This window comes from Microbacterium sp. JAI119, from assembly GCF_013410135.1.
In the GTDB taxonomy this organism is placed as follows: Bacteria; Actinomycetota; Actinomycetes; order Actinomycetales; family Microbacteriaceae; genus Microbacterium; species Microbacterium oxydans.
In genome coordinates, this window is sequence record NZ_JACCCK010000008.1 from 48,581 (window position 1) to 67,908 (window position 19,328).

17 protein-coding genes are annotated in these 19,328 nt (G+C 70.0%); 5 read left to right on the top strand and 12 right to left on the bottom strand.

The window, feature by feature from the left end:
- Window positions 1–79: 79 nt before the first annotated feature.
- On the top strand, window positions 80–910 hold the full coding sequence (locus tag HDC31_RS19520) for a zinc-ribbon domain-containing protein (RefSeq protein ID WP_113680166.1): 831 nt from the start codon (window positions 80–82) through the stop codon (window positions 908–910).
- 8 nt (window positions 911–918) lie between these two features.
- Here the strand turns inward: HDC31_RS19520 and HDC31_RS19525 are convergent, their stop codons facing one another.
- The 6 genes from HDC31_RS19525 to HDC31_RS19550 form a co-directional block, all read right to left on the bottom strand.
- A complete protein-coding gene (locus HDC31_RS19525; RefSeq protein WP_113680165.1) occupies window positions 919–1,710 on the bottom strand; it encodes an SDR family NAD(P)-dependent oxidoreductase in 792 nt (263 codons plus the stop codon).
- 1 nt (window position 1,711) lies between these two features.
- Window positions 1,712–2,788, bottom strand: coding sequence for a mandelate racemase/muconate lactonizing enzyme family protein (locus HDC31_RS19530; protein ID WP_179516435.1), 1,077 nt, complete (start codon window positions 2,786–2,788; stop codon window positions 1,712–1,714).
- Window positions 2,785–3,543, bottom strand: coding sequence for an SDR family NAD(P)-dependent oxidoreductase (locus tag HDC31_RS19535; RefSeq protein ID WP_058631069.1), 759 nt, complete (start codon window positions 3,541–3,543; stop codon window positions 2,785–2,787). Before HDC31_RS19535 ends, HDC31_RS19530 begins: the two co-directional genes overlap by 4 nt.
- A gap of 104 nt (window positions 3,544–3,647) precedes the next feature.
- Complete coding sequence (locus HDC31_RS19540) at window positions 3,648–5,036, bottom strand: hypothetical protein (RefSeq protein ID WP_179516436.1); 1,389 nt, start codon at window positions 5,034–5,036, stop codon at window positions 3,648–3,650.
- Window positions 5,037–5,070: 34 nt separating this feature from the next.
- Window positions 5,071–7,263, bottom strand: coding sequence for a peptidase C14 (locus HDC31_RS19545; protein ID WP_257022410.1), 2,193 nt, complete (start codon window positions 7,261–7,263; stop codon window positions 5,071–5,073).
- Window positions 7,260–8,615 carry an MFS transporter gene (locus tag HDC31_RS19550; RefSeq protein WP_113680834.1) on the bottom strand — a complete coding sequence of 452 codons (1,356 nt, stop codon included), beginning with the start codon at window positions 8,613–8,615 and terminating at the stop codon, window positions 7,260–7,262. The genes HDC31_RS19545 and HDC31_RS19550 overlap by 4 nt, the downstream gene beginning before the upstream one ends.
- Before the next feature lie 150 nt (window positions 8,616–8,765).
- Between HDC31_RS19550 and HDC31_RS19555 the strand changes: the two genes are divergently transcribed.
- From HDC31_RS19555 to HDC31_RS19570, 4 genes are all read left to right on the top strand, one after another.
- On the top strand, window positions 8,766–9,422 hold the full coding sequence (locus tag HDC31_RS19555; RefSeq protein ID WP_046748137.1) for a GntR family transcriptional regulator: 657 nt from the start codon (window positions 8,766–8,768) through the stop codon (window positions 9,420–9,422).
- An 8-nt stretch (window positions 9,423–9,430) separates the two neighbouring features.
- Complete coding sequence (locus HDC31_RS19560) at window positions 9,431–10,273, top strand: SDR family NAD(P)-dependent oxidoreductase (protein WP_113680835.1); 843 nt, start codon at window positions 9,431–9,433, stop codon at window positions 10,271–10,273.
- 109 nt (window positions 10,274–10,382) lie between these two features.
- On the top strand, window positions 10,383–10,826 hold the full coding sequence (locus tag HDC31_RS19565; RefSeq protein WP_197429177.1) for a MarR family winged helix-turn-helix transcriptional regulator: 444 nt from the start codon (window positions 10,383–10,385) through the stop codon (window positions 10,824–10,826).
- On the top strand, window positions 10,823–11,809 hold the full coding sequence (locus tag HDC31_RS19570; protein ID WP_174799740.1) for a zinc-binding alcohol dehydrogenase family protein: 987 nt from the start codon (window positions 10,823–10,825) through the stop codon (window positions 11,807–11,809). The genes HDC31_RS19565 and HDC31_RS19570 overlap by 4 nt, the downstream gene beginning before the upstream one ends.
- A 155-nt stretch (window positions 11,810–11,964) precedes the next feature.
- Here the strand turns inward: HDC31_RS19570 and HDC31_RS19575 are convergent, their stop codons facing one another.
- The 6 genes from HDC31_RS19575 to HDC31_RS19600 all read right to left on the bottom strand — a co-directional run bounded on the left by HDC31_RS19575 (window position 11,965) and on the right by HDC31_RS19600 (window position 19,315).
- The gene (locus tag HDC31_RS19575; protein ID WP_257022414.1) at window positions 11,965–14,199 is read right to left on the bottom strand and encodes a peptidase C14; all 2,235 of its coding nucleotides are present in this window, start codon (window positions 14,197–14,199) and stop codon (window positions 11,965–11,967) included.
- Window positions 14,200–14,306: 107 nt separating this feature from the next.
- Window positions 14,307–15,236 (bottom strand): GNAT family N-acetyltransferase, encoded by a 930-nt coding sequence (locus HDC31_RS19580; RefSeq protein ID WP_113680963.1) that lies wholly within the window; start codon window positions 15,234–15,236, stop codon window positions 14,307–14,309.
- Window positions 15,233–16,189, bottom strand: coding sequence for a Gfo/Idh/MocA family oxidoreductase (locus HDC31_RS19585; protein WP_179516437.1), 957 nt, complete (start codon window positions 16,187–16,189; stop codon window positions 15,233–15,235). The genes HDC31_RS19580 and HDC31_RS19585 overlap by 4 nt, the downstream gene beginning before the upstream one ends.
- Entirely contained in the window at window positions 16,186–17,199 is a 1,014-nt protein-coding gene (locus HDC31_RS19590; RefSeq protein WP_179516438.1) for a hydroxyacid dehydrogenase, read from the bottom strand. The genes HDC31_RS19585 and HDC31_RS19590 overlap by 4 nt, the downstream gene beginning before the upstream one ends.
- A complete protein-coding gene (locus tag HDC31_RS19595; protein WP_179516439.1) occupies window positions 17,196–18,281 on the bottom strand; it encodes a dihydrodipicolinate synthase family protein in 1,086 nt (361 codons plus the stop codon). Before HDC31_RS19595 ends, HDC31_RS19590 begins: the two co-directional genes overlap by 4 nt.
- Entirely contained in the window at window positions 18,281–19,315 is a 1,035-nt protein-coding gene (locus tag HDC31_RS19600) for an NAD(P)-dependent oxidoreductase (protein ID WP_179516440.1), read from the bottom strand. The genes HDC31_RS19595 and HDC31_RS19600 overlap by 1 nt, the downstream gene beginning before the upstream one ends.
- Window positions 19,316–19,328: the final 13 nt, after the last annotated feature.

Genomic DNA, 19,328 nt, shown 5'->3' on the forward strand with positions numbered 1-19,328 from the left:
CGTCGCATGGACCGGGGACATCCGTGGACGTCGCGCCCGGCCCGCACCCGGTGTCGGTCCTCACAGGTAGGTTCGGCGCGTGCCGGAACCGGTGATGCAGTGGTGGGCGCGACGGCAGTTCTCCCGCGGTCGCGCGATTCCGTATGACGTGGGAACTTATCGCGCTGGGTGGGCCGCGTACCCGGAGCTGATCCGCCAGTACCACCCCGAGCTGAATCACGGCATCGCGCTGTCGCAGATCCCTCTCGCCGCCGACGTGCTCGTGTGTTGGGAGTGCCCGGTCGGCCATCGGTTCGCCGCCACACCGACCGAGCAGCGCGAACGTCCAGGACGCGTCCGGCGCCGCTCCGGGTGGTGTCCGGACTGCTCCGCGCTCGCCCGCCCGCAGCCGGTCGTGCTCGGGGAAGCTCGCGCCATCCCCCGTAGGCCCCGTCGCCCCGCGCCTGCACTCTGCACCAAGACGCCCGACCTGCCCTCGGGGACCGCGTTCGCGAGTGAGTGCGCGCCGAAGCCCGCCTCTGCCGCGGAGGGACGTCTGCGGGCGGGACTCGGGGTCGCGATCGAGTTCGACACCACCGTGAACGCCGTCAAGGTCTCGCGCCCGTTCTTCCGCCACACCGAGGTCTGGCCGGACATCGTGTTGCCGGAGCTGCGCATCGCGATCGAGTACGACACGGTCGGCCGACACGGCCTGGAGCATGTCGGCAAGCGGCAGGACGCGGATCTGCGCAAGGACCGCGCCCTGCGTGCTGTGGGGTGGGAGGTGATCCGCATCCGCACCGGGAAGCTCGAACCGCTCGGTCCGCACGACCTGGCGCTGCCCTCCGTCGGAGCGAAGAGCATCGCCCGGATCATCGACGAGCTGCGGGTGATTCGGGGAGCACTGCTGGTGGATGCGTATCTCCGGTAGGTGCCCCGTCAGCCCTCGAAACGCTCCCGCAGACCCGGGTCGATGGCGATGTCGCCGAAGGATGCCGTCCACGCGCCGTCGACCGCGATGGACTGCCCCGACAGGTACGGCGCCTCGTCGGAGAGAAGGAACGCCGTGAGCGCGGCCACCTCTTCCGCGCGGGCGATCCGGCCCATGGGCGGCCCCTCGGCGAGGGCACGTTCCTCGGCGGCGGGATCGGCAGCCCGGGCGATCTGCGCCTCCAGATGCGGGGTGCGCACGCCACCGGGAGCGACCGTATTGGCTCGTATGCCCAGAGCGCCATACGACACGGCCACGCTGCGGGTGAGCGCGTCGATGCCGCCCTTGGTGAACTCATAGGCGGCGTGGTCGGTGAAGCTGGAGCGCCCATGGATCGAACCGATGTTGACGATGGCGCCCGCCACACCCTGGTCGACGAATGCGGAGACCGCCGTCGAACAGCCCCAGATGTAGCCGAAGCCGTTGATGTCGAGCACCTCGCGCACCACGGACTCGTCGAGCTCGTGCAGGGGCGTCCGTTTCGTGATGCCGGCGTTGTTGACCCAGCCGGCGAGCGGGGCTCTGGCGCGGGCAGCAGCAGCCGCGCGCTCGTGCGTCGAGCGATCCGACGCGTCACCGAGCACCACCTCAGCCACGATGCCGTCTTCGACCGTGCCCGAGCCGGCAGAGCGCTCGAGCCCAACCACGATCCATCCGTCAGCCGTGAGGCGCTCTGCGATGGCACGGCCGATGCCCTTGCCGCTGCCCGTCACGACGACGCTGCGTGCAGATTCCGTCATGTCAATCCCTCTCGAATCGGAAGACGGCGGGATCGAGAGCGAAGCCGAGTCCCGTGGCATCCGTCGGGCGCACCAGACCCTCGAACGACGGACCACCGAGGATGAACGACGGCGCGGGGTCGTACGGATTGACTCCTCGCGCGAACGTCTCCACGCCGATCCCGAGGTGTGCGGTGACCTCGGGATACACGTGCCCGGAGACCGGGACACCGCGCTCGGTCGCCCATGCGATCATCTCGCGGGCGGGCGTCACACCACCGATCGCCACGACGTCGAGGCGCAGCGCCTCGACACCACCGACCTCGACCAGCGCCTTCAGCACCGCGGGATCGGTGACCTCATCGCCGACGGCGACCGCCAGGCCCGATTCCCGGCGGATGCGCGCGACACCTGCTGCGTCTTCCGGCAGCAGCGGGTCTTCGAGCCACGCGAGCTGCGGGTCGCCCCACTGCGCGATCTCCGCGAGCGCGGTGTCAGCATCCGGCCAGCCGAAACCCACATCGACGACCAGCCCTGTGTCAGCGGGCAGCTCTGCATTCAGAGTCGCCAGGAGTTCTCGCATGTATGCCGGATCCGGAATGCGCGAGATCTTCACGTTCGTCCATCCAGCAGCCTGCGCGAGAACCTCGTCGGCGACCTCCCGCGGAGCCCGGTCCGCAGACGGGTAAGCGGCGACCAGCATCGATTCCCGGGGAGCATCACCGGTGCCGAGCAGCTTCCACAGCGGCATGCCCGCGCGCCGGGCGGCAATGTCCCAGAGGGCGATGTCGACCAGCCCCATGGCGCGCCGCACCAAGCCCACCCGGCCGACGATGGCACTGCCGCGCAGCATCCGCTCCCACGCCGCCGCAGGGTCGTCGGCATCCGCACCCACCGCGTGCGGGGCGACGAGACGGCCGACGATCTCGCCCATCGGCGCCTCCCGCGAAAGGCAGTACGCCATCCCGGTCGTTCCGTCATCGGCTGTCACCTGCACGGCGGAGTACTCTCGCCGCACGACTGTCATCGCGCCGAGCTGCAGTGGCGCAGGGAGCGGCAGTACGGCGGTGGCCGTGTCGATGCGGGCGATCGTGGTCATTCGGGCTTCTTCGCCAGGGGCACGCCGTAGTCCACCATGAAGCCACCGTCGACATACAGCGTCTGCCCGTTCATGTAGCGCGACTGGTCGGAGACGAGGAAGCTGACCGCGGCCGCGATCTCACTTGCCTCCGCCAGGCGCTTCGCGGGGATACGCGACAGGATCGTGTCCAGGCTCAGCGTCCCCTGCTCGACGCCCTGCCGGAAGACGCCCGTGTCGACGTAACCGGGCGCGACAGCGTTGACCCGCACACCGCGCGACGCCCACTCCGCCCCCGCCGTGGAGGTGAGTCCGATGACGGCGGCCTTGGTCGTGGCGTAGGGTGCCCGCCCCGCGGAGCCGCGCGAGGAGATGGAGGAGATGTTGACGATGCGGCCCTCACCACGGTCGAGCATGCGCTTCCCTGCGGCCTGGAGCGCGGAGAACACCCCGTGCAGGTTCACGTCGACGACCGCGGACCACTCATCCCACGTGAGGTCTTCGATGCCACGGTGCCGCTGGATCCCGGCGTTGTTCACGAGCACCTCGATGGGCCCGAGCTCCGCCTCGATCTCACCGAAGACCCGGTCGACCCCGGCGTGGTCGGTGACATCGAGCTCCCGCCACAGGATCCCGGCGGGGTTCTCGCCCGCGGTCAGCCCGGGGACGCGGTCGGTCGCGACGACGAGGTAGCCGTCCGCGGAGAGTCGCTGGCCGATCTCCCAGCCGATGCCGGCGGATCCTCCGGTGACGATGGCGACGGGTGCCTGACTCATGCGTGCTTCTCCTCAGTCATACGTTTGCTATAGCAGTCTACGGCCGCTCCCGTCGCGATGTTCCAGCCGAAAGCCTCGAAGTAGGTGGAATATCGCGACCGGAGCTAGGCCAACAACCCGGCCACCACCGACACGGCGTGGGACTCCAGGAGCTCGAGGGCGCCGGGAGCCAAGGGCGTCTGCCAGGACTGATAGGCGCCGCGGTCGTAGGCCTCGCGGGTCGGGAGGTACACGAACCCCGGGCCGTTCGTCAGGTTCATCACCACGATCGGCGTCTCGGGGAACCGCTCCCGCAGGGTCGTCTGCAGCCGCGAGTAGGCCTCACCCGGATGCCCCACGATCACGGCGTCCCCGAGCCGCCAGGCCCACACCGGATGCGACACGGTCGGCCCCTCGATGTAACCGTCGCGGAGGTTCCGCGCTCGTCCGAGGCGCTCCTCCCGCGAGCGCGGGTCGATGTCCTTCCACTCCTCGGCGAGTTCGTCCAGGGTGGGCAGGTCGCGCAGCGGCAGCTCGACGGCCGAGACGACTCCCGCCGCCTCCTCGCCGCCGTCCGCCGGGGTCCCTGTCCAGATCGCGAGCGGAGCACCCGACTCCACGACACCGTCCAACGTCAGCTCCTCGCCGGGCACAGGCAAGCCGTCCAACGCCGCGAGCACCGCGTGCCCGAGCGCGCGTCCGTGCCGGTCGGCCACCGCCACGTCGCCGGTGTACTGCTCCCGCGGGGCCAGCTCGCCCGACGCCCCCTGCACGAACAGGCACGGTGCACCGGTCGCGGCCTCCACGATCTCGCGCATCGCGCCGACGTAGTCCGGCGACACCTCGCGGTTCTGCCAGGCCAGGGTCGTCGGATGACAGGCGTAGTTCACCAGCGTCGCCCGCACCTCCCCGTCGACGCTGATCCGGCCGATGGTCACCGTGTCGTCGGCGGTGCCCTGGGGGTTGTAGCCGACGAGCGCGCGGCCTTCGAGGTCGAGCTCGCGCTCCGCCGCGAGGGTGCAGGTGTCCGTGGTCCACTCGATCAGTCCAGGCCGGGCGGTCTCCAGCGCCTCGCGCCCGGCCGCGATACCCGCGGCAGACAGCGCCTCCAGGTACCCCGGGATGAGCTCCCCGCCCGGCAGATGCGCGTCCGCGGCGCACAGCACGGCCCCGGCGTGGGTGTGCGAGAGCGAGAGCATGAGCTGATCGGGTTCGAAGCCCAGACCGTCGAGGATGGCGCCGCGCACGCCCTGCTCGTCGGCGACTCGGCGCCACCACGTGCCGTCGACGGCGAGGAGCACCCGGGGGCGTCCGTCCGCGGCCACCACCGCGAGCGCGGTCAGCTCGAACGGCCGGTGCGCCCCCTCGGAGCGCTCCCAGTCGGCCGGGCCCCAGTTCTTGGCGCGGATGCCGACGGGCGGCGTGATGTCGCGCCGGGCGACGCCGATGCCCGCCTGCGTGCGCGGGATGCGGATGCGGTCTCCGAGGTGCGTCGCAGCTGCCGTGTCGTTCACGCGTGGTCCTCCCTGATGTCCATGATGCCGTCCGTCACGCGCTCGTCAGCACGTCTGCGATGACGACGCGCGGTCCGGCCTCCGGTAGCGCCGTCTCGACGCCGCGCTCGACGGTGTCGCTGTAGAGCAGCGTCGACGGCTCGGCGAATCCGTCCGCCAGCCGTAGTCGTCCGCCGACGAACTGGCTGCCGGTGACGCGGGCGTGGTTGACGCCGGTGCCGATGTCGAGGTGCGCCGCGCCCTTCGGCACCGTCGAGGTGACCCCGCTCACCCGCCAGGTGACGACGCCGGCACCGGCGGCCCTGCCCAGCAGAGCCCCGTCCGTGCGCCCCGTGGAGAGCTCGACCCCGCCCAGGGCGATGAGCTGGTCGCGCACGGCGGTCGCGCTCAGGCGCACGTCGCGCACGGATCCGCCGCGGATGGTGACCTTGGCGGCGCCGAGCTCGAAGGGCGCACCCGGCGCCGGGCCGCTGAGGCGGCAGTCCACGAACTCGACCGGACCCGACCCGCGAGCCTTGACCCCGTCGATCCCGGTGATCGTGCAGTCCACGAAGCGCACAGGAGCCGTGACCGGGGTCTGCACGAGCACCTGGTCCTTCGGCAGCGCGAAGGTGGAGTCCGAGATCACGGTCGGTCGCGACGAGCGCTGCGACCGTTGTCCGATCGCCAGAAGTCCCGCAGTGCACCCTCGCACCTGGGCGCCGTCTGCGTTGATGGTCATGGACGCCTGCGGATCGAAGGTGGAGCGGCCGATCACGCGCACGTTCTCCAGCGTCAGATCGCTGATCTTGGTGCCGGCGACGAACCAGGAGCAGACGTGGTCGCGCACCGTGATGCGCTTGGCGGCGGTGCCCCACTGCGCGCCGGAGTTCGCGATGTCCATCAGACCCGAGTTGCCGATGAAGGTGAGGTCGTGCTCGTACTGCCCGTGCGTGGTGAACGGGTTGCCGCCCTGGTCGTCACCGTCGCCGTGGCAGTTCTCGACGATGCAGTAGGCGCTGGCGGTGAGGTCGTTCAGGTGCCGGGCGTTCGACGACGTGCAGTCGCTGACCCGTCCGTAGAGGCTGTAGATCTGCTGCGTGAGGTAGCCCGCGCCACCGTAGAACACGGTCGGCGGGTTCTCCACCGAGCAGCGTTCCGTGGTGAAGTGCGTGTTCCAGCGCCGCATGATCACGGGCCACCAGGTGCGGCTCGCGTGCACGTCGGCGACGTCGCAGTGGATCGCGTACTCGAAGGCGATCGGGTGGGAGCCGGTGAGCTCCCGAGAGTCGGGGAAGGAGCCGTCGGTGGGGCCGTCGAAGGGTCCGGCGCCGAGGAACCGCATGTTCGCGATGCGCACGCCAGCGACCGGTTCCATCTGCCGCCAGATGAGCTTCCGACCCTTGTCGAGCGGCCAGCCGTTGAGGTAGTCGATGCGGATATGGGTGCCGTCGATCTGCTGTGTCACCTGCACGAAGCGCTGGAGTTCGCGCTCGTCCGCCCCTCCGCCGGCGACGGGATCGCACTGCAGCGCCCACCAGGAGTCGACGGGGAACCGGGACGCATCGGGCACGGAGACCGCGTCGGTCAGCTCGGGCCAGGCGTCGGCCAGCGCATGCTCGACCACGACGTCCTTCGACACCCCGGTGAAGAACATCACGGCGCCGAACGGGTTATCGTGACTGTTCGGCTCGATGCCGTCGGTCGTGATGACGTGTCCGCCGAAGTCGATCTCGAGGTACGACCGGCTGAACCGGTGCCGCCGCTGGAACAGCAGGTCGGTGCTCGCCTCGATCCGGCGGATGCGGGGATCGTTCACCATCGCCGCGAGCGCATCGTCGGCCGCGGTCTCCGGTCCCGCGATGCCGAAGACCCGGAAGTCGACGGTGCCGTCGTGCTGCAGCAGCCAGCGGCTTCCCCGCTTGCCGGCGATGACCGTACCGCCGTTCGCTTCGATCTTCGCGTTCTCGGCGCCGACGTAGACGAGCAGCCCGGCGTCGCCCGGCGTGCGGTACCCCGCGACGATCGCGACCTCACCGTCGCGAGCTCGGAGGCGGGACAGCTCGGCGACGGACTCCGCTCGCGTGAGATCTTTCGCACCTGCCACGACGGGGGCCGCCTGTGCGGGCGCCGTCACGGCGAGGGAGCCGGCCGCACCGAGTGCGACCGCACCGAGTCCTGCCATGAGGGCACGGCGACTCGAGGAGCGCACGGTCTCCTCCGGCACCAGGGGAGTCCGCGCGGTCATGAGAGCTTCTTCTCGGCCAGCAGCACCTCAGCGGGAACCGTGAAGTCCGGTCGCCGGCTCAGCACGAACGCGATGGTCGCCCCGAGCAACGTGAGTGCGGAGATCAGCAGCAGCCCCCAGATCGCGGAGCCCGTGGTCTCACTGATCCACCCGATCGCATACGGCCCCGCGAAACCGGCGAGGTTGCCGACGGAGTTGATGAACGCGAGTCCGGCCGCGGCCGCCGTTCCCGTGAGCACCATGGGCGGCAGGCTCCAGAACAGCGGTGTCGTCGAGAACAGCGCCGACATGCCGACGCACAGGGCGGCGAGCGCGAGCACCGGTGTGCCCTGCGCCGCGACCGCGGCCATGAGCGAGAGAGCGGTGATCGACAGCGTGATGCCGATCTGCAGCGGGATGTTGCCCTGCTTCCTGGCGGCACGCTCCCACGGCAGCATGACCAGCGCCGCGCACAGGTTCGGCAGCGCGACGAGCCAGCCCGTCGTGGTGTTGGAGAAGTCGCCCATGCTCTTGACGATCGTCGGCAGCCACATGCCCAGCCCGTACGCACCGAACACGACGCCGAAGAACAGCACGATCAGGGTCCACAGACGCCCGTTGCTGAACACCTCGCGCAGGCGCAGGCGCCCGTGCTTCTGCTCGGTCGCCGCGGTCTCGACAGCCAGAGTGTCGGTGATCCAGCGCTGCTCCGTCTTGTCGAGCCAGCGCGCGTCCTGCGGGCGATCGGGCAGCCAGAAGAAGACCACGAAGGCGAGGAGCACGGCGGGGATGCCCTGCAGCAGGAAGACCAGCTGCCAGCCGTCGAGCCCCCACATCCCGTGGAGTTCGAGCATCCAACCCGACAGCGGTGCGGCGACGGCGTTCGCGATCGGGTTCGACAGCACGAACACGACCAGCACCTGGGTGCGGTATTGCCGGGGGAACCAGAGCGTGAGGTAGAGGAGCACCCCGGGGAAGAACCCGGCCTCGGCGATGCCCAGGATGAACCGCGCGATCGCGAACTGCGTGGCATCCTGCACGAACGCGGTGAGGGCGGCGACGAGCCCCCAGGAGACCATGATGCGGGCGATCCACTTGCGGGCGCCGAACCGCTCGAGCAGGAGGTTGCTCGGCACCTCGAAGAGCAGATAGCCGATGAAGAAGATGCCGGCGGCGAACCCGAAGGCGGCCTCGGTGATCTGCAGCGCGGCCGTCATCTCGAGCTTGGCGAACCCCGCGTTGTTGCGGTCCATGTAGGCCACGAGGTACAGCAGCCCGAGGAACGGGCCGAGGCGCCAGATGGCCTTCTTCATGGCGGAGGCTCCGACCTCCTCGGGTGTGCGCGTATCGGGGGCGGTTCGGGTCCCGGACATGACAACTCCTTCGTCATCGGTGGATAGGCTTGCTATAGCATCTAGCAAATCCGGCGCCGTGTCCACCCATCGACGAAATGCCATAGCATCGATCGAACGATTGCGCGCCCGCTCGACCAGACGGCACCGTGCATCGAGAAGGGCAACCGAATGCGCAGCGTCTCGGATCAGAACATCGCCGAACAGGTGGCAGACGAACTGCGCACGGCCATCCATTCGGGAGAACTCGCCCCCGGCGAGCGTCTGGTCGAACGCAAGCTCGCCGATCGACTCGGTGTCAGCCACATCCCCGTGCGCGAGGCCCTGACCCGGCTGGCGGAAGAGCGCCTCATCACACGGGAACCCCGCCGCGGTGCACGCGTCGCTCAGCTCAGCGCACAGGACCTCGAGGAGATCTCCAGCCTGCGGATCGTGCTCGAGCAGTTCATGGCCATCCGCGTGCAGGAACGGTGGAACCAGGAATCCGCTGCGCGGCTCGGGGCCATCATCCAGTCCATGGCCGACGCCGCCCCTGGCGACATCGCCGAGGTGCTGCGCCAGGATCGCCTCTTCCACGAGACGCTCGCCGACCTCGCCGAGCACCGATTCCTCGACGAGGTGAGCGGCCAGCTGCGCGGTCGCATCACGGGCTTCATCCAGGCGGCCAACTCCGCGCTCGATCCCGCCGAGCAGGAGGAGCATGTGCGCAGCCACCAGCAGATCGTCGATGCGATCGCGAGCGGCGACCCCGAACGGGCACGCACCGTGATCGCCGAGCATGTCACCAGGGCCGTGCAGCGCATCACGCCGTCCGTCTCGGCCGAGTGAGCCGCACCATGACACCGAAGACCATCGTCCTCACCGGAGCCTCCGACGGCATCGGCGCCGCCGCCGCGCGACAGCTCGCAGGACCCGCCCACCGCCTCATCCTGGTCGGCCGCTCCGCCGAGAAGACCCGTGCCGTCGCCGAGGAGACCGGAGCCGAGTGGTTCACCGCCGACTTCGCCCGGCTCGACGACGTGCGGGCGCTGGCCGGGAAGATCGCCGCCGCCGTGGGGGACACCGGCATCGACGTGCTGGCCAACAACGCGGGCGGCATCTTCGGCGATCGCACTCCGACCGTCGACGGCTTCGAGAAGACCATGCAGGTCAACCACCTGGCACCGTTCCTGCTCACGAACCTGCTGCTTCCGCGGCTGCTGCGGGCCGGAGGTGCGGTCATCAACACGTCGAGCATCGCCCATCGCCTGTTCGGGCACCTCGATGTCGACGACCTCGACAACACCCGCCGGTTCAGTCCGAACAAGGCTTACGGGGATGCGAAGCTCGCGAACGTGCTGTTCGCCAAGAGTCTGCACACGAAGTTCCACGCCGACGGACTGAGCGCCGTGGCGTTCCACCCCGGCACCGTGCAGACGAACTTCGCGTCGGACTCGTCGAGCATCATGCGGCTGCTCTACCGCACGCCACTCAAGCACCTCATGCTCATCGGTGCAGACAAAGGCGGCGCGACCCTGCGCTGGTTCATCGAGGGAACCCCCGATGAAACGTGGTTCTCCGGCGCCTACTACGACGAGCGTCAGCTGACCGCGAAGGTCAATCCGCAGGTGAACGACGCGGCTCTCGCCGAGGCGCTCTGGCAGCGCAGCGCCGAGCTCGTCGGCCTCCCCGCCGCTTAGGCCCGCCCCCTCGCCCGCGGGCGGGAATCACCCTTCTCGCACCCTGGTCCACGGAATCGCCATATACTTGCCATGGAAAGTAAGCCAGTGGTCGTGGAAAGGATGCGCCGTGGACCTGCATCGACTCTTCGATGATGTGATCCGCTTCGAGATGGAGATCTGGGAGGCGGTCGACCGACGTCTCCGCGCCGAGCATTCCCTGCCGCTGAGCTGGTTCGAGCCCATGCGGGCCATCGACAGGATCGAGAACTGCCGGGCCTCCGACATCGCGACCGAGCTCTCGATCACCGAGGGCGGTACCAGCAAGCTGGTCGCTCGCATCGAAGCAGCGGGCTACTGCGAGCGCACACCGAACCCCGACGACCGACGGGCCTCGTTCATCACGCTCACGCCGGCGGGCAAGGACATGTTGACGATCGCGACCGAGACCTTCGGCAGAGAGCTGGAGCCGTGGTTCCAGAGCGTCTTCGCTGCCGACCTTGAGCACTTCGCCACCACGCTCGCCACCCTTCGGGTGCGCAAGCCCGTACCGACGACAGGAGTCACCCCATGACCGAGATGATGCGCGCGATCGTGCTCGACACACCGGGCCCCGCGGAGGCGCTCACGATCCGAGAGCTGCCGATTCCGACACCGAGCGAGGGCTGGGTGCTGATCCAGGTGAAGGCGTTCGGCCTGAACCGCTCCGAGCTGCACACCCGGCTCGGCCTCGCGGAGGGCGTCACCTTCCCCCGCGTGCTCGGCATCGAGGCGACGGGCGTCGTCATCGACGCACCCGGTGGCGAATTCACCCCCGGGCAACAGGTCGTGGCGGTGATGGGCGGGATGGGACGCACCTACGACGGCGGATACGCCGAGTACACCTGCGTCCCCGCGACCCAGGTCATCGCTTTCCAGAGCAACCTCGACTGGGGCACCCTCGGCGCCGTTCCGGAGATGCTGCAGACCTCCTACGGATCGCTCACCGTGGGGCTCGATGCCCAGCCCGGCCAGTCGATCCTGATCCGCGGCGGCACCTCGTCGATCGGGATGGCGACCGCGGTGCTCGCGAAGCAGCGCGGAATGACGGTCTTCTCGACCACACGCAACCCGAACAGGGCCGACGCCCTCACCCGCATCGGCGTCGACCATGTGCTGATCGACGACGGCGACGTGCAGGCGCAGGTCAGAGCGATCCTGCCCGACGGCGTCGACACGGCCCTCGAGCTCGTCGGAACACCCACCCTGCCGGACACGCTCCGCTCGACCCGCGTACACGGCGTCGTCTGCTTCACCGGGATGCTCTCGAACCAGTGGACCGTGAAGGACTTCTACCCGATCGAGTACATTCCCCGCGGCGTGCGCCTCAGCGCCTACGGCGGAGGCGCGGCCGACCTGCCGCCGACCGTGCTCCAGGGCTTCCTCGACGCGGTCGCGGCCGGCGAGGCCACCGTGCCGATCGACCGGGTCTACGCGTTCGACCAGATCGCCGAGGCGCACACCGCGATGGAGCAGGGCACCGCCGTCGGCAAGCTCGTCGTACTCACCGGCCTCTGACCCGCCGGCGCCGCAGGCATCCGCGGCCCGCCGAGTGCACGGGTTCTCGCCGAGTGCACGGCTCCTTCACGTCGAGAAGCCGTGCACTCGGCAACATCCGGTGCACTCAGCGCTGGGTCGCGGGGCAGGTCGCAGGGGCAGGTCGCGGGTCCGGGTCAGACCACGAGGTTGGCCGTGTCCACCACGCGCGGGCTCTCCGTGGGGAAGGCAGTGCGAGTCACACCCGACTCGACGTTGCCGGTGTGAAGCAGCGTGGACGAGCCCCCGAACGCGGTGTCCGTCAGCTCCAGCGCTCCGCCCTCGAAGCGGTTGCCTACCGCGCGGTAGTGGTTGGTGCCCTTCGTGACCGAGACGTGCGTGGCCGAACCTTCGGCGCGGAAGGTGCTGTCGCTCAGCGTCAGGTGCAGCTCGCCGTCGCCGGTGCGTGCGACACCGATGCCGCCCTTGTTCGCGACGTCCGATCCCGCGATCTCGACTGCCTGACGCTCTGCCCTCGCTGCCGCGATACGCACGTTGCGGAGCGTCGCTCCCTCGAAGCGCAGGCGCTCCGACGACGACGCGATCGGCGCGGCATCGTCGGCCGCCGTGAGTGTCGAGCCGCGGAACGTGACCGCACCTGCACCCGCGATCTTCATGCCGCCGACCCGATCGAGCACGGTGTCGACGAACGTGACCGGCGTCTTCACCGTGGCGTTGGTGAGCTCGCCGGGGGCAACGAACGTGAAGTGCGAATCCGTGATGGTCGTCGGCCGTGCCGAGTTGTCCGAGGCCTGCGTGATGATGAGCGTGTCAGACGCGGTGCACCCCCGCAGCTGCGCGCCGTCGGCGTTGATCCACAGCATCCCCGAGCCCGCGAGCGACGGCTTTCCGATCACCTGCACATCTTCGAGGGTGAGGTCGGTGATGCGCACACGCGCGACGAACCACGAGCACACGTGCTTGCGCACGGTGATGCGCTTGGCCGCAGAACCCCAGGCTGCACCGGAGTTCGCGAACGTCATGAGTCCCGAGTTGCCGGTGTAGGTGAGGTCGTGCTCGTACTGCCCGTGCGTGACGAACGGACCCTGGTCATCACCGTCGCCGTGGCAGTTCTCGACCAGGCAGTAGGCGCTCGCGGTGAAGTCGTTCAGGTGCCGGGCGTTCGCGGTGTGGCAGTTGGCGACGTATCCGTACAGGCAATAGATCTGCTGCGTCAGGTAGCCGGCACCTCCCCAGGTGACCGAGGTCGGGTTCTTCAGCGTGCAGCTCACGGTCGAGTAGTACGTGTTCCAGCGCCGCTGGATGAGCGGCCAGAACGTGCCCGTGCCGTCGATGTGGTCGACGTCGCAGCGCACCGCGTACTCGAACGCCAGCGGGTGCGAGCCGGTGTACTCGTCGGTGCCGGTGCCGAGGAACTTCAGGTTCGAAACCGTCACGTCCTGCACCGGCACGACCCGTCGCCAGGTCATCGTGCGATCCTTACCGAGCGGCCAGCCGTTCTTGTAGTTGATGCGGATGTGCGTGCCGTCGACGATCTGCGTCACCTGCACCATCCGCTGCAGCTCGCGCTCCCAGCGACCCGACAGCGCGTTCACCTCGGCGGCATACCAGTCCCCGACCGCGAAGAACGAGGAGTCGGCGACCGGGAAGATGTCACCGAGGTCGGGCACGACCTCGCCGAGCTTGGCCTCCTGCACGGCATCGGTCACCTCGCCGCGGAAGAACATGACCGCTGCGAACGGATCGTCCTTGCCGGCGTTCTCGATGCCGACGGTGGTCATGAGGTGTCCGCCGAAATCGAAGGCGATGTTCGATCGGGAGAACTTGTGGCGACGGATGAAGTTGAGGGGGCTGTGCCCCTCGACGCGATGGATGCTCGCGTCGTTCACCATGGCGTCGAGGGCGTCGTCGGCGTTGACGCTCGCATCCATGATCCCGAACATCCGGAAGTCGACGACCCCGCCGTGCACGAGCACCCACGCTCCGCCCTTGGGGCCGGCGAGCACGGTGCCTCCGTTCGCGGCAGGAGCGTCCTTCTTCACGAAGCGGTACAGCCCGGCGCCGCCATCACCCGGCGTCGCGTACCCGGCCGTGCGGGCGAGGTCGCCGTCCTTGCCCTTCCGGTTCGCGAGCGCTACCGCCGTACCGCCGTTGGCCACGCTCTTCGAGCCCGAGGAATCCTGGGGTGCCACGGGTCCGGCCGCCTGCGCCGGTGTCTGCGTGGTGACGGCGGCCACGCCGCCGATCGCGGCCGCCCCGAACCCCGCGAGCAGCATGCGCCGACTGCGCAGGACCGCGGTCTCGTTCCTCTCGCGCGCCGACGGGTCCTGCAGCGTCATGTCCGCATTCAGGGTCGTGCTCATCTTCCGGGTGGTGCTCATCTTCCGGGTGGTGCTCAATTTCTGGGCCATGCTCATCCTCCTTGCGGCGTCATCACCGCGGTCAGGCGTCCGGCTGATTGCCGGGCCGCATCATCCGATCGATCCCCAGTCCCCAGTGCCGTCTCCGAGCGGGTCACTCAGAAGTAGTCGCCCGCCGTGAAGTGACGGATGCCGTCCAGCCGGGCCGTGCGTCGCAGCGAACGGATCATGCCGGTGCGGTCGTCCTGCCGCACGGCCTGCGGAGCGAAGGCATGAAGCGCGGACTCCTCGTCGGGCAGCGCAGGGACGGCGAGGTCACACGACGACACCCCGGCGAGCGCCCAGTCCGCGGCGACGGCGGAGAGCAGGTCGTCGCGCACACGCTCGGAATCCGGGAGCACCGCACTCTCCAGCAGGACGCCGACGCCCCCTCGATGCTCGGCGATCACGTAGCCGAGCACGGTCGAACCCTCGACGCGGCGATACAGCGTCGCACCCCGCATCCGCACCTCCGCCATCGCCGCGTCGCGGTCGCTGCGCACCGGCGCGAGGACCACCCGCCCGGCACGCGAGCGCTCGTAGACGTCACGCAGCGAACGGAGGCTCCCGAGTCCGACCGTCTCGCGCTCGACGCGCCCCTCGACGCTTTCCTCGTGCTTGCGGGGCATGGGGGCGCTCCAGGGACCGGTCAGGGTCCGTGCCATGGCGAACGTCTCGAAGCCGCTGGAGCGATACACCTCCGGGGTACCCGTGAAGAGCAGCGCCCACTCGGCGTCGCCCGCGGTCTCCAGCGTCGCGGCCACGAGACGGCGCGCGAGCCCCTGCCCTCTGGCACGCCCGGCGACCGCGACACTGCCGATCGCGTGCACGTGCGCCACACCGCCGTCGTCCTCCCGCAGCCGCTTGGGCAGACCGTAGATGGATCCGCAGACCCCTCGATCGTCCTCGGCCACGAAGGTGTGCGCCAGCCGATCATCATCGATCAGCCACTGGTCGGGCGCCAGCGGCGGTGTGAACACGGTCGCCCACAGCGCCGTCAGGGCGGACTGGTCCTCTGCGCAGGCGGCGCGAATCCTCTGGGCGCTCATGCCTGACCTCTCGCGATGTCGGCGGCGTGGATCGTGTTCGCCACGACCGCCCGCGCGCCGGTCCAGGGAGCGACTGTCGCACCGTGTGCGGCCGCGTCGAGCAGCGCCCGGATCAGGCCGTGGAACCCGAGCTCCGTGTTCGCGTCGTCGACGTCGAGCGCGAGCGCGCGGATCCCGTCGGCGGTCACGACCTCCAGCGTGTAGGCGTCCGGCCCGGGAGTCCCGGTGACGAGCGCCTGCACCGGCACGTCACGCTGCGCACCGGGAACCCGCAGCAGGCCGTCGATGCCCGCCGCATCCTCCGACACCGTGCTCGATCCCCGCCGCACACGGGTCCACCCGGATCCCGACACCAGGGCCGCCCCCGGCAGCAGCACGTCGACCATCTCCCAGGCATGCACGCCGACCGTCACCGCGGTCCCCCCACCCTGCTGCGGATCGTCCTGCCAGGAGCGGGCGGGCACCCGGAAGCCCGCGTTGTCGTGCTGGGCGTGCACACGGAGCGCGAGCACGTCGTCGAGCGTCTGCAGGAAGGGCGCGACCTCCGCGGCAAGGGCGGAGAGCGCGGGGGCGAAGCGCAGCACCGAGCTGGTGCCCACCGCGACGGACGATGCCGCGAGAGCACGGTCGACCTCGGCGAGCTGAGCCTCCGTCGCCGCGATCACCTTGTTCACGAACACCGGAGCGACCCCGCCGCCGAGAGACTGCAGGAAAGGCGCGACCTCATGCGGGCGCGGCGTCGCGATGACGAGGTCCGGTCGCAGCACAGCCAGCTCCTCGAGCGAGGCCACCACCACCCCACCGAACCGCGCCGCGAACTCTCCTGCGGCAGCGGTGTCCGCATCGTGCACGCCGACCACCTCGGCCCCGAGCGCTCGCACGTTGGCGGCGTCGGTGTACGGGTGCGAATGCGCGAGTCCGGCGAAGGCCACACGCAGCGGCGTGCCGCTCATGCCATCGAAGACAGCTGGTCGCGGGTGATGGTGTGCGCGAGGGGACGCCCCGCGGCGAAGGCCTCGACCTCGTCGACGACGATCCGTCCCTGACGCAGCCGCCCCTGATGCGTGCCCGCCGCGCGATGCGGGGTGACCAGCACCCCGGGCAGCGTCCGGAACGGGCTGTCCGCGGCGAACGGCTCCTCGTCGAACACGTCGATCGCCGCGCTGAGCCGCCCGCGTCGGAGCTCGTCGAGCAGCGCGGTCTCGTCGACCAGCCAGGAGCGCGCGGTGTTGACCAGCCCCGCGCCGTCGCGCATCGACGCCAGCTCGCGGCGACCGATCATGTGGTGGGTCTCCGGCAGCGTCGGGGCGTGCACGGCGACGATCTGCGCGCGGCGCAGGGCATCGTCGAGCGGCACGAGCTCTGCGCCGAGAGCAGCAGCCTCCGAAGCGGCGAGCGTCGGGTCGACCAGCAGCGGTTCGGCCCCGAGCGCGCGGATGAGTTCGAGGTAGGCCCGCCCGGTACGCGAAGCCCCGATGACCGCGATGGGCGTGCCGAGGATCTCGCGCTGCACCCCGACCGCCGCCGCGTCGTACCAACCGTCGCCGGCGCGCAGGGCGTTGTGCATCTCCGGCACGCGGTGCAGCAGCGCGAGCGTGAAGGTGAGCGACACCTCGGCCACCGGTCGCGCCATCCCCGCGCCGGCCTGCGTCACCACGACACCGCGGTCGAACAGCTCATCGGTCGCGAAGGGCTTGATCGTGGCCCCCGTGTGCGCGATCAGTTCGAGCTTCGGCAGCGCCGAGAGCACTGCGGCGTCGAAGGGCCCGACACCCCAGCTCGTGATCACGATGCGTGCATCGTCGAGTTCGGCCTCGGCGAGACGATCGACGCGCAGGAGAGAACCACCGAGACGAGCGGCGACCGCGCCCAGACGCTCGGCATCCGCCGACGAGAAGAACTCCGCGAAGAGTTCTTCCGAGACGACCGCGACCACGGCCGGTGCGCTCGCCGCGGCATTCATCGCAGCCAGTCCTCGAGGTTCTCGGCGATGAAGGCGTCGTCGTTCAGGGCCGGGTATGCCCGACGCACGCGGGCGATCTCCTCGGCCTGCCCCGGCGAGAGCCCCTCGGCGGGGTCGAGGCACCAGATCCCCTCGAGCAGCCCCTGCTGACGCAGCATCTCGTGCACGCCCGCGATCACGCCGTGGAAGTCGTTGCCCGGATCGAACACCGCCTGATTCACGTCGACCATGTCGGAGGCGACGAGCCCGAGCTCGCGATAGGCCTCGGCGTCGCCGGCCATGGCCCGCTGCGCACGGTCGAGCAGCGCGACCGCCGCCCGCGTGCCGACCGCCCACTGGCCCAGAAGCCCGCCGACGAACCGCAGGGTGCGGGGTCCGTCGGGCGAGTCCACGTGGAACTCGGAGAGCAGATCCGCCACGATGGCGTCGTCATTGCCGGTGTAGAGCGCGATCTCGTCGGCACGGCCGGAGGCAGCCACCCCGCGCACGAGCTCGAGCGTGCGGTAGCGATCGAACGGGGCGGCCTTGACCGCCACCACCGAGGGGATCGCGGCGAACTCGCACCAGAAGTCGCGGTCGAGCACCGGGCCGCCGATCGCGGTCTGCAGGTAGAAGCCGACCAGCGGCAGCACCTCGCCGACAGCGCGGGCGCGCTCGAGCAGTGCGCGTTCGTCGGCCCCGGCGACGCGCGGGCTCACCAGCACGGCGTCGTAGCCGAGCGATCGCGCCAGCTCCGCCTCGGCCACCGCCTGGGCGGTGTCGCCGGCCACCCCGGCGATGCGGACGAGGGTCGCATCGTCTCGGGCGTCCATCTCCTCCGAGGCCAGCTCGAGCACGGGCTCGAAGAGCGCGTGCTCCGGGTCGCGGATCTCGAACTGCGTCGTGTGCACGCCGACCGCGAGACCACCGGCTCCCGCATCGAGGTAGTAGCGCGAGAGCGCCCGCTGACGCTGCTCGTCGAGGGCGCGATCAGCCGTGAGCGCCAGCGGGTGCGCGGGGATCACCGCGCCGCGGGCGAGGGTCGCCGCGGCCTCGGGGCGCAGCGACGGCACGGTCGCGGTGCGTTCGGCAGAACCGGCCATCAGAACTTCCCGTCCCGCACGGCCCACTTGGTCGGCTTGGCGATCATCGGCAGGCTCTTCTCGATCCAGTCGGCCTGCATCCCGATCAGCGTCTCGGCGGACACGGCCGGGTAGCCGAACAGGGCCATGCACCGGCGCGCGTCGCTGAGCAGCGCGGTCGACTGGCGGTCGTCCACGATCTCGACCTCGCGGTCGAACAGCGTGCCGAAACGGCGGGCGATCGACTCGACGCTCAGCAGCTCCGGGCCGGTGAGGTTGATCGTGAACGGCGCGGTCGACGCGTGCACGAGGCTGCGCAGCACGACCTCGTTCGCGTAGCCCTGCCAGATCACGTTGACGTTCGCGGTGGCCACCGAGACCGGCTGCCCGGCGTGCACGGCACTGCCGATGTCGGCGAGCACCCCGTAACGCAGGTCGACCGCGTAGTTCAGGCGGATGATCGCGACCTTGGTGCCGCGCTCCTGCGCTCCGAACTCGAACACGCGCTCACGGCCGAGGCACGACTGTGCGTACTCGCCGATCGGTGCGGGCTGCACCTCTTCGGATGCTCCGCCGGACGACGCCGGCAGGAACGGGTAGACGTTGCCGGTGGAGAGCACCGAGATCGCGCTGTCGCGATAGCGGCGGGCGACGCGGTCGGGCAGGGCGGCGTTGACCTCCCATGCGCAGGAGGCGTTGGTCGCTGCACCGAACTTCGCACCGACCATGAACACCACGTTGGGGGCGTCCGGCAGGGCGGAGAAGTCGTCGTTCTCGATCAGGTCGAACGAGACGACCTTCACTCCCGCGATCTCCAGGCGCTCGCGGATCGCGGCATCGCCGAACCGGGAGACCGCGTAGACCGCGTCGCCCTTCCGTCCGGCGGCATCCATCCCGCGGCGAGCGAGCATGGCCAGAGTCGGGCCCATCTTGCCGCCCGCCCCCAGGATCACGAGGTCGCCCGCCCCGCGCGCGAGGTCGGCGATCAGGCCGGCGCTCGGTGTCGCGAGCGCCTCCTCGAGCTCCGCCTCGGATGAGAAAGTGTGCTGAGTCATGTGGTGCTTTCCC

Excerpts from the sequence above, each read along its gene's own strand:
- HDC31_RS19525 (WP_113680165.1), bottom strand. The coding sequence starts at position 1,710 with ATGACGGAATCTGCACGCAGCGTCGTCGTGACGGGCAGCGGCAAGGGC.
- HDC31_RS19530 (WP_179516435.1), bottom strand. The coding sequence starts at position 2,788 with ATGACCACGATCGCCCGCATCGACACGGCCACCGCCGTACTGCCGCTC.
- HDC31_RS19535 (WP_058631069.1), bottom strand. The coding sequence starts at position 3,543 with ATGAGTCAGGCACCCGTCGCCATCGTCACCGGAGGATCCGCCGGCATC.
- HDC31_RS19545 (WP_257022410.1), bottom strand. The coding sequence starts at position 7,263 with ATGACCGCGCGGACTCCCCTGGTGCCGGAGGAGACCGTGCGCTCCTCG.
- HDC31_RS19550 (WP_113680834.1), bottom strand. The coding sequence starts at position 8,615 with ATGTCCGGGACCCGAACCGCCCCCGATACGCGCACACCCGAGGAGGTC.
- HDC31_RS19555 (WP_046748137.1), top strand. The coding sequence starts at position 8,766 with ATGCGCAGCGTCTCGGATCAGAACATCGCCGAACAGGTGGCAGACGAA.
- HDC31_RS19560 (WP_113680835.1), top strand. The coding sequence starts at position 9,431 with ATGACACCGAAGACCATCGTCCTCACCGGAGCCTCCGACGGCATCGGC.
- HDC31_RS19570 (WP_174799740.1), top strand. The coding sequence starts at position 10,823 with ATGACCGAGATGATGCGCGCGATCGTGCTCGACACACCGGGCCCCGCG.
- HDC31_RS19575 (WP_257022414.1), bottom strand. The coding sequence starts at position 14,199 with ATGGCCCAGAAATTGAGCACCACCCGGAAGATGAGCACCACCCGGAAG.
- HDC31_RS19580 (WP_113680963.1), bottom strand. The coding sequence starts at position 15,236 with ATGAGCGCCCAGAGGATTCGCGCCGCCTGCGCAGAGGACCAGTCCGCC.
- HDC31_RS19585 (WP_179516437.1), bottom strand. The coding sequence starts at position 16,189 with ATGAGCGGCACGCCGCTGCGTGTGGCCTTCGCCGGACTCGCGCATTCG.
- HDC31_RS19590 (WP_179516438.1), bottom strand. The coding sequence starts at position 17,199 with ATGAATGCCGCGGCGAGCGCACCGGCCGTGGTCGCGGTCGTCTCGGAA.
- HDC31_RS19595 (WP_179516439.1), bottom strand. The coding sequence starts at position 18,281 with ATGGCCGGTTCTGCCGAACGCACCGCGACCGTGCCGTCGCTGCGCCCC.
- HDC31_RS19600 (WP_179516440.1), bottom strand. The coding sequence starts at position 19,315 with ATGACTCAGCACACTTTCTCATCCGAGGCGGAGCTCGAGGAGGCGCTC.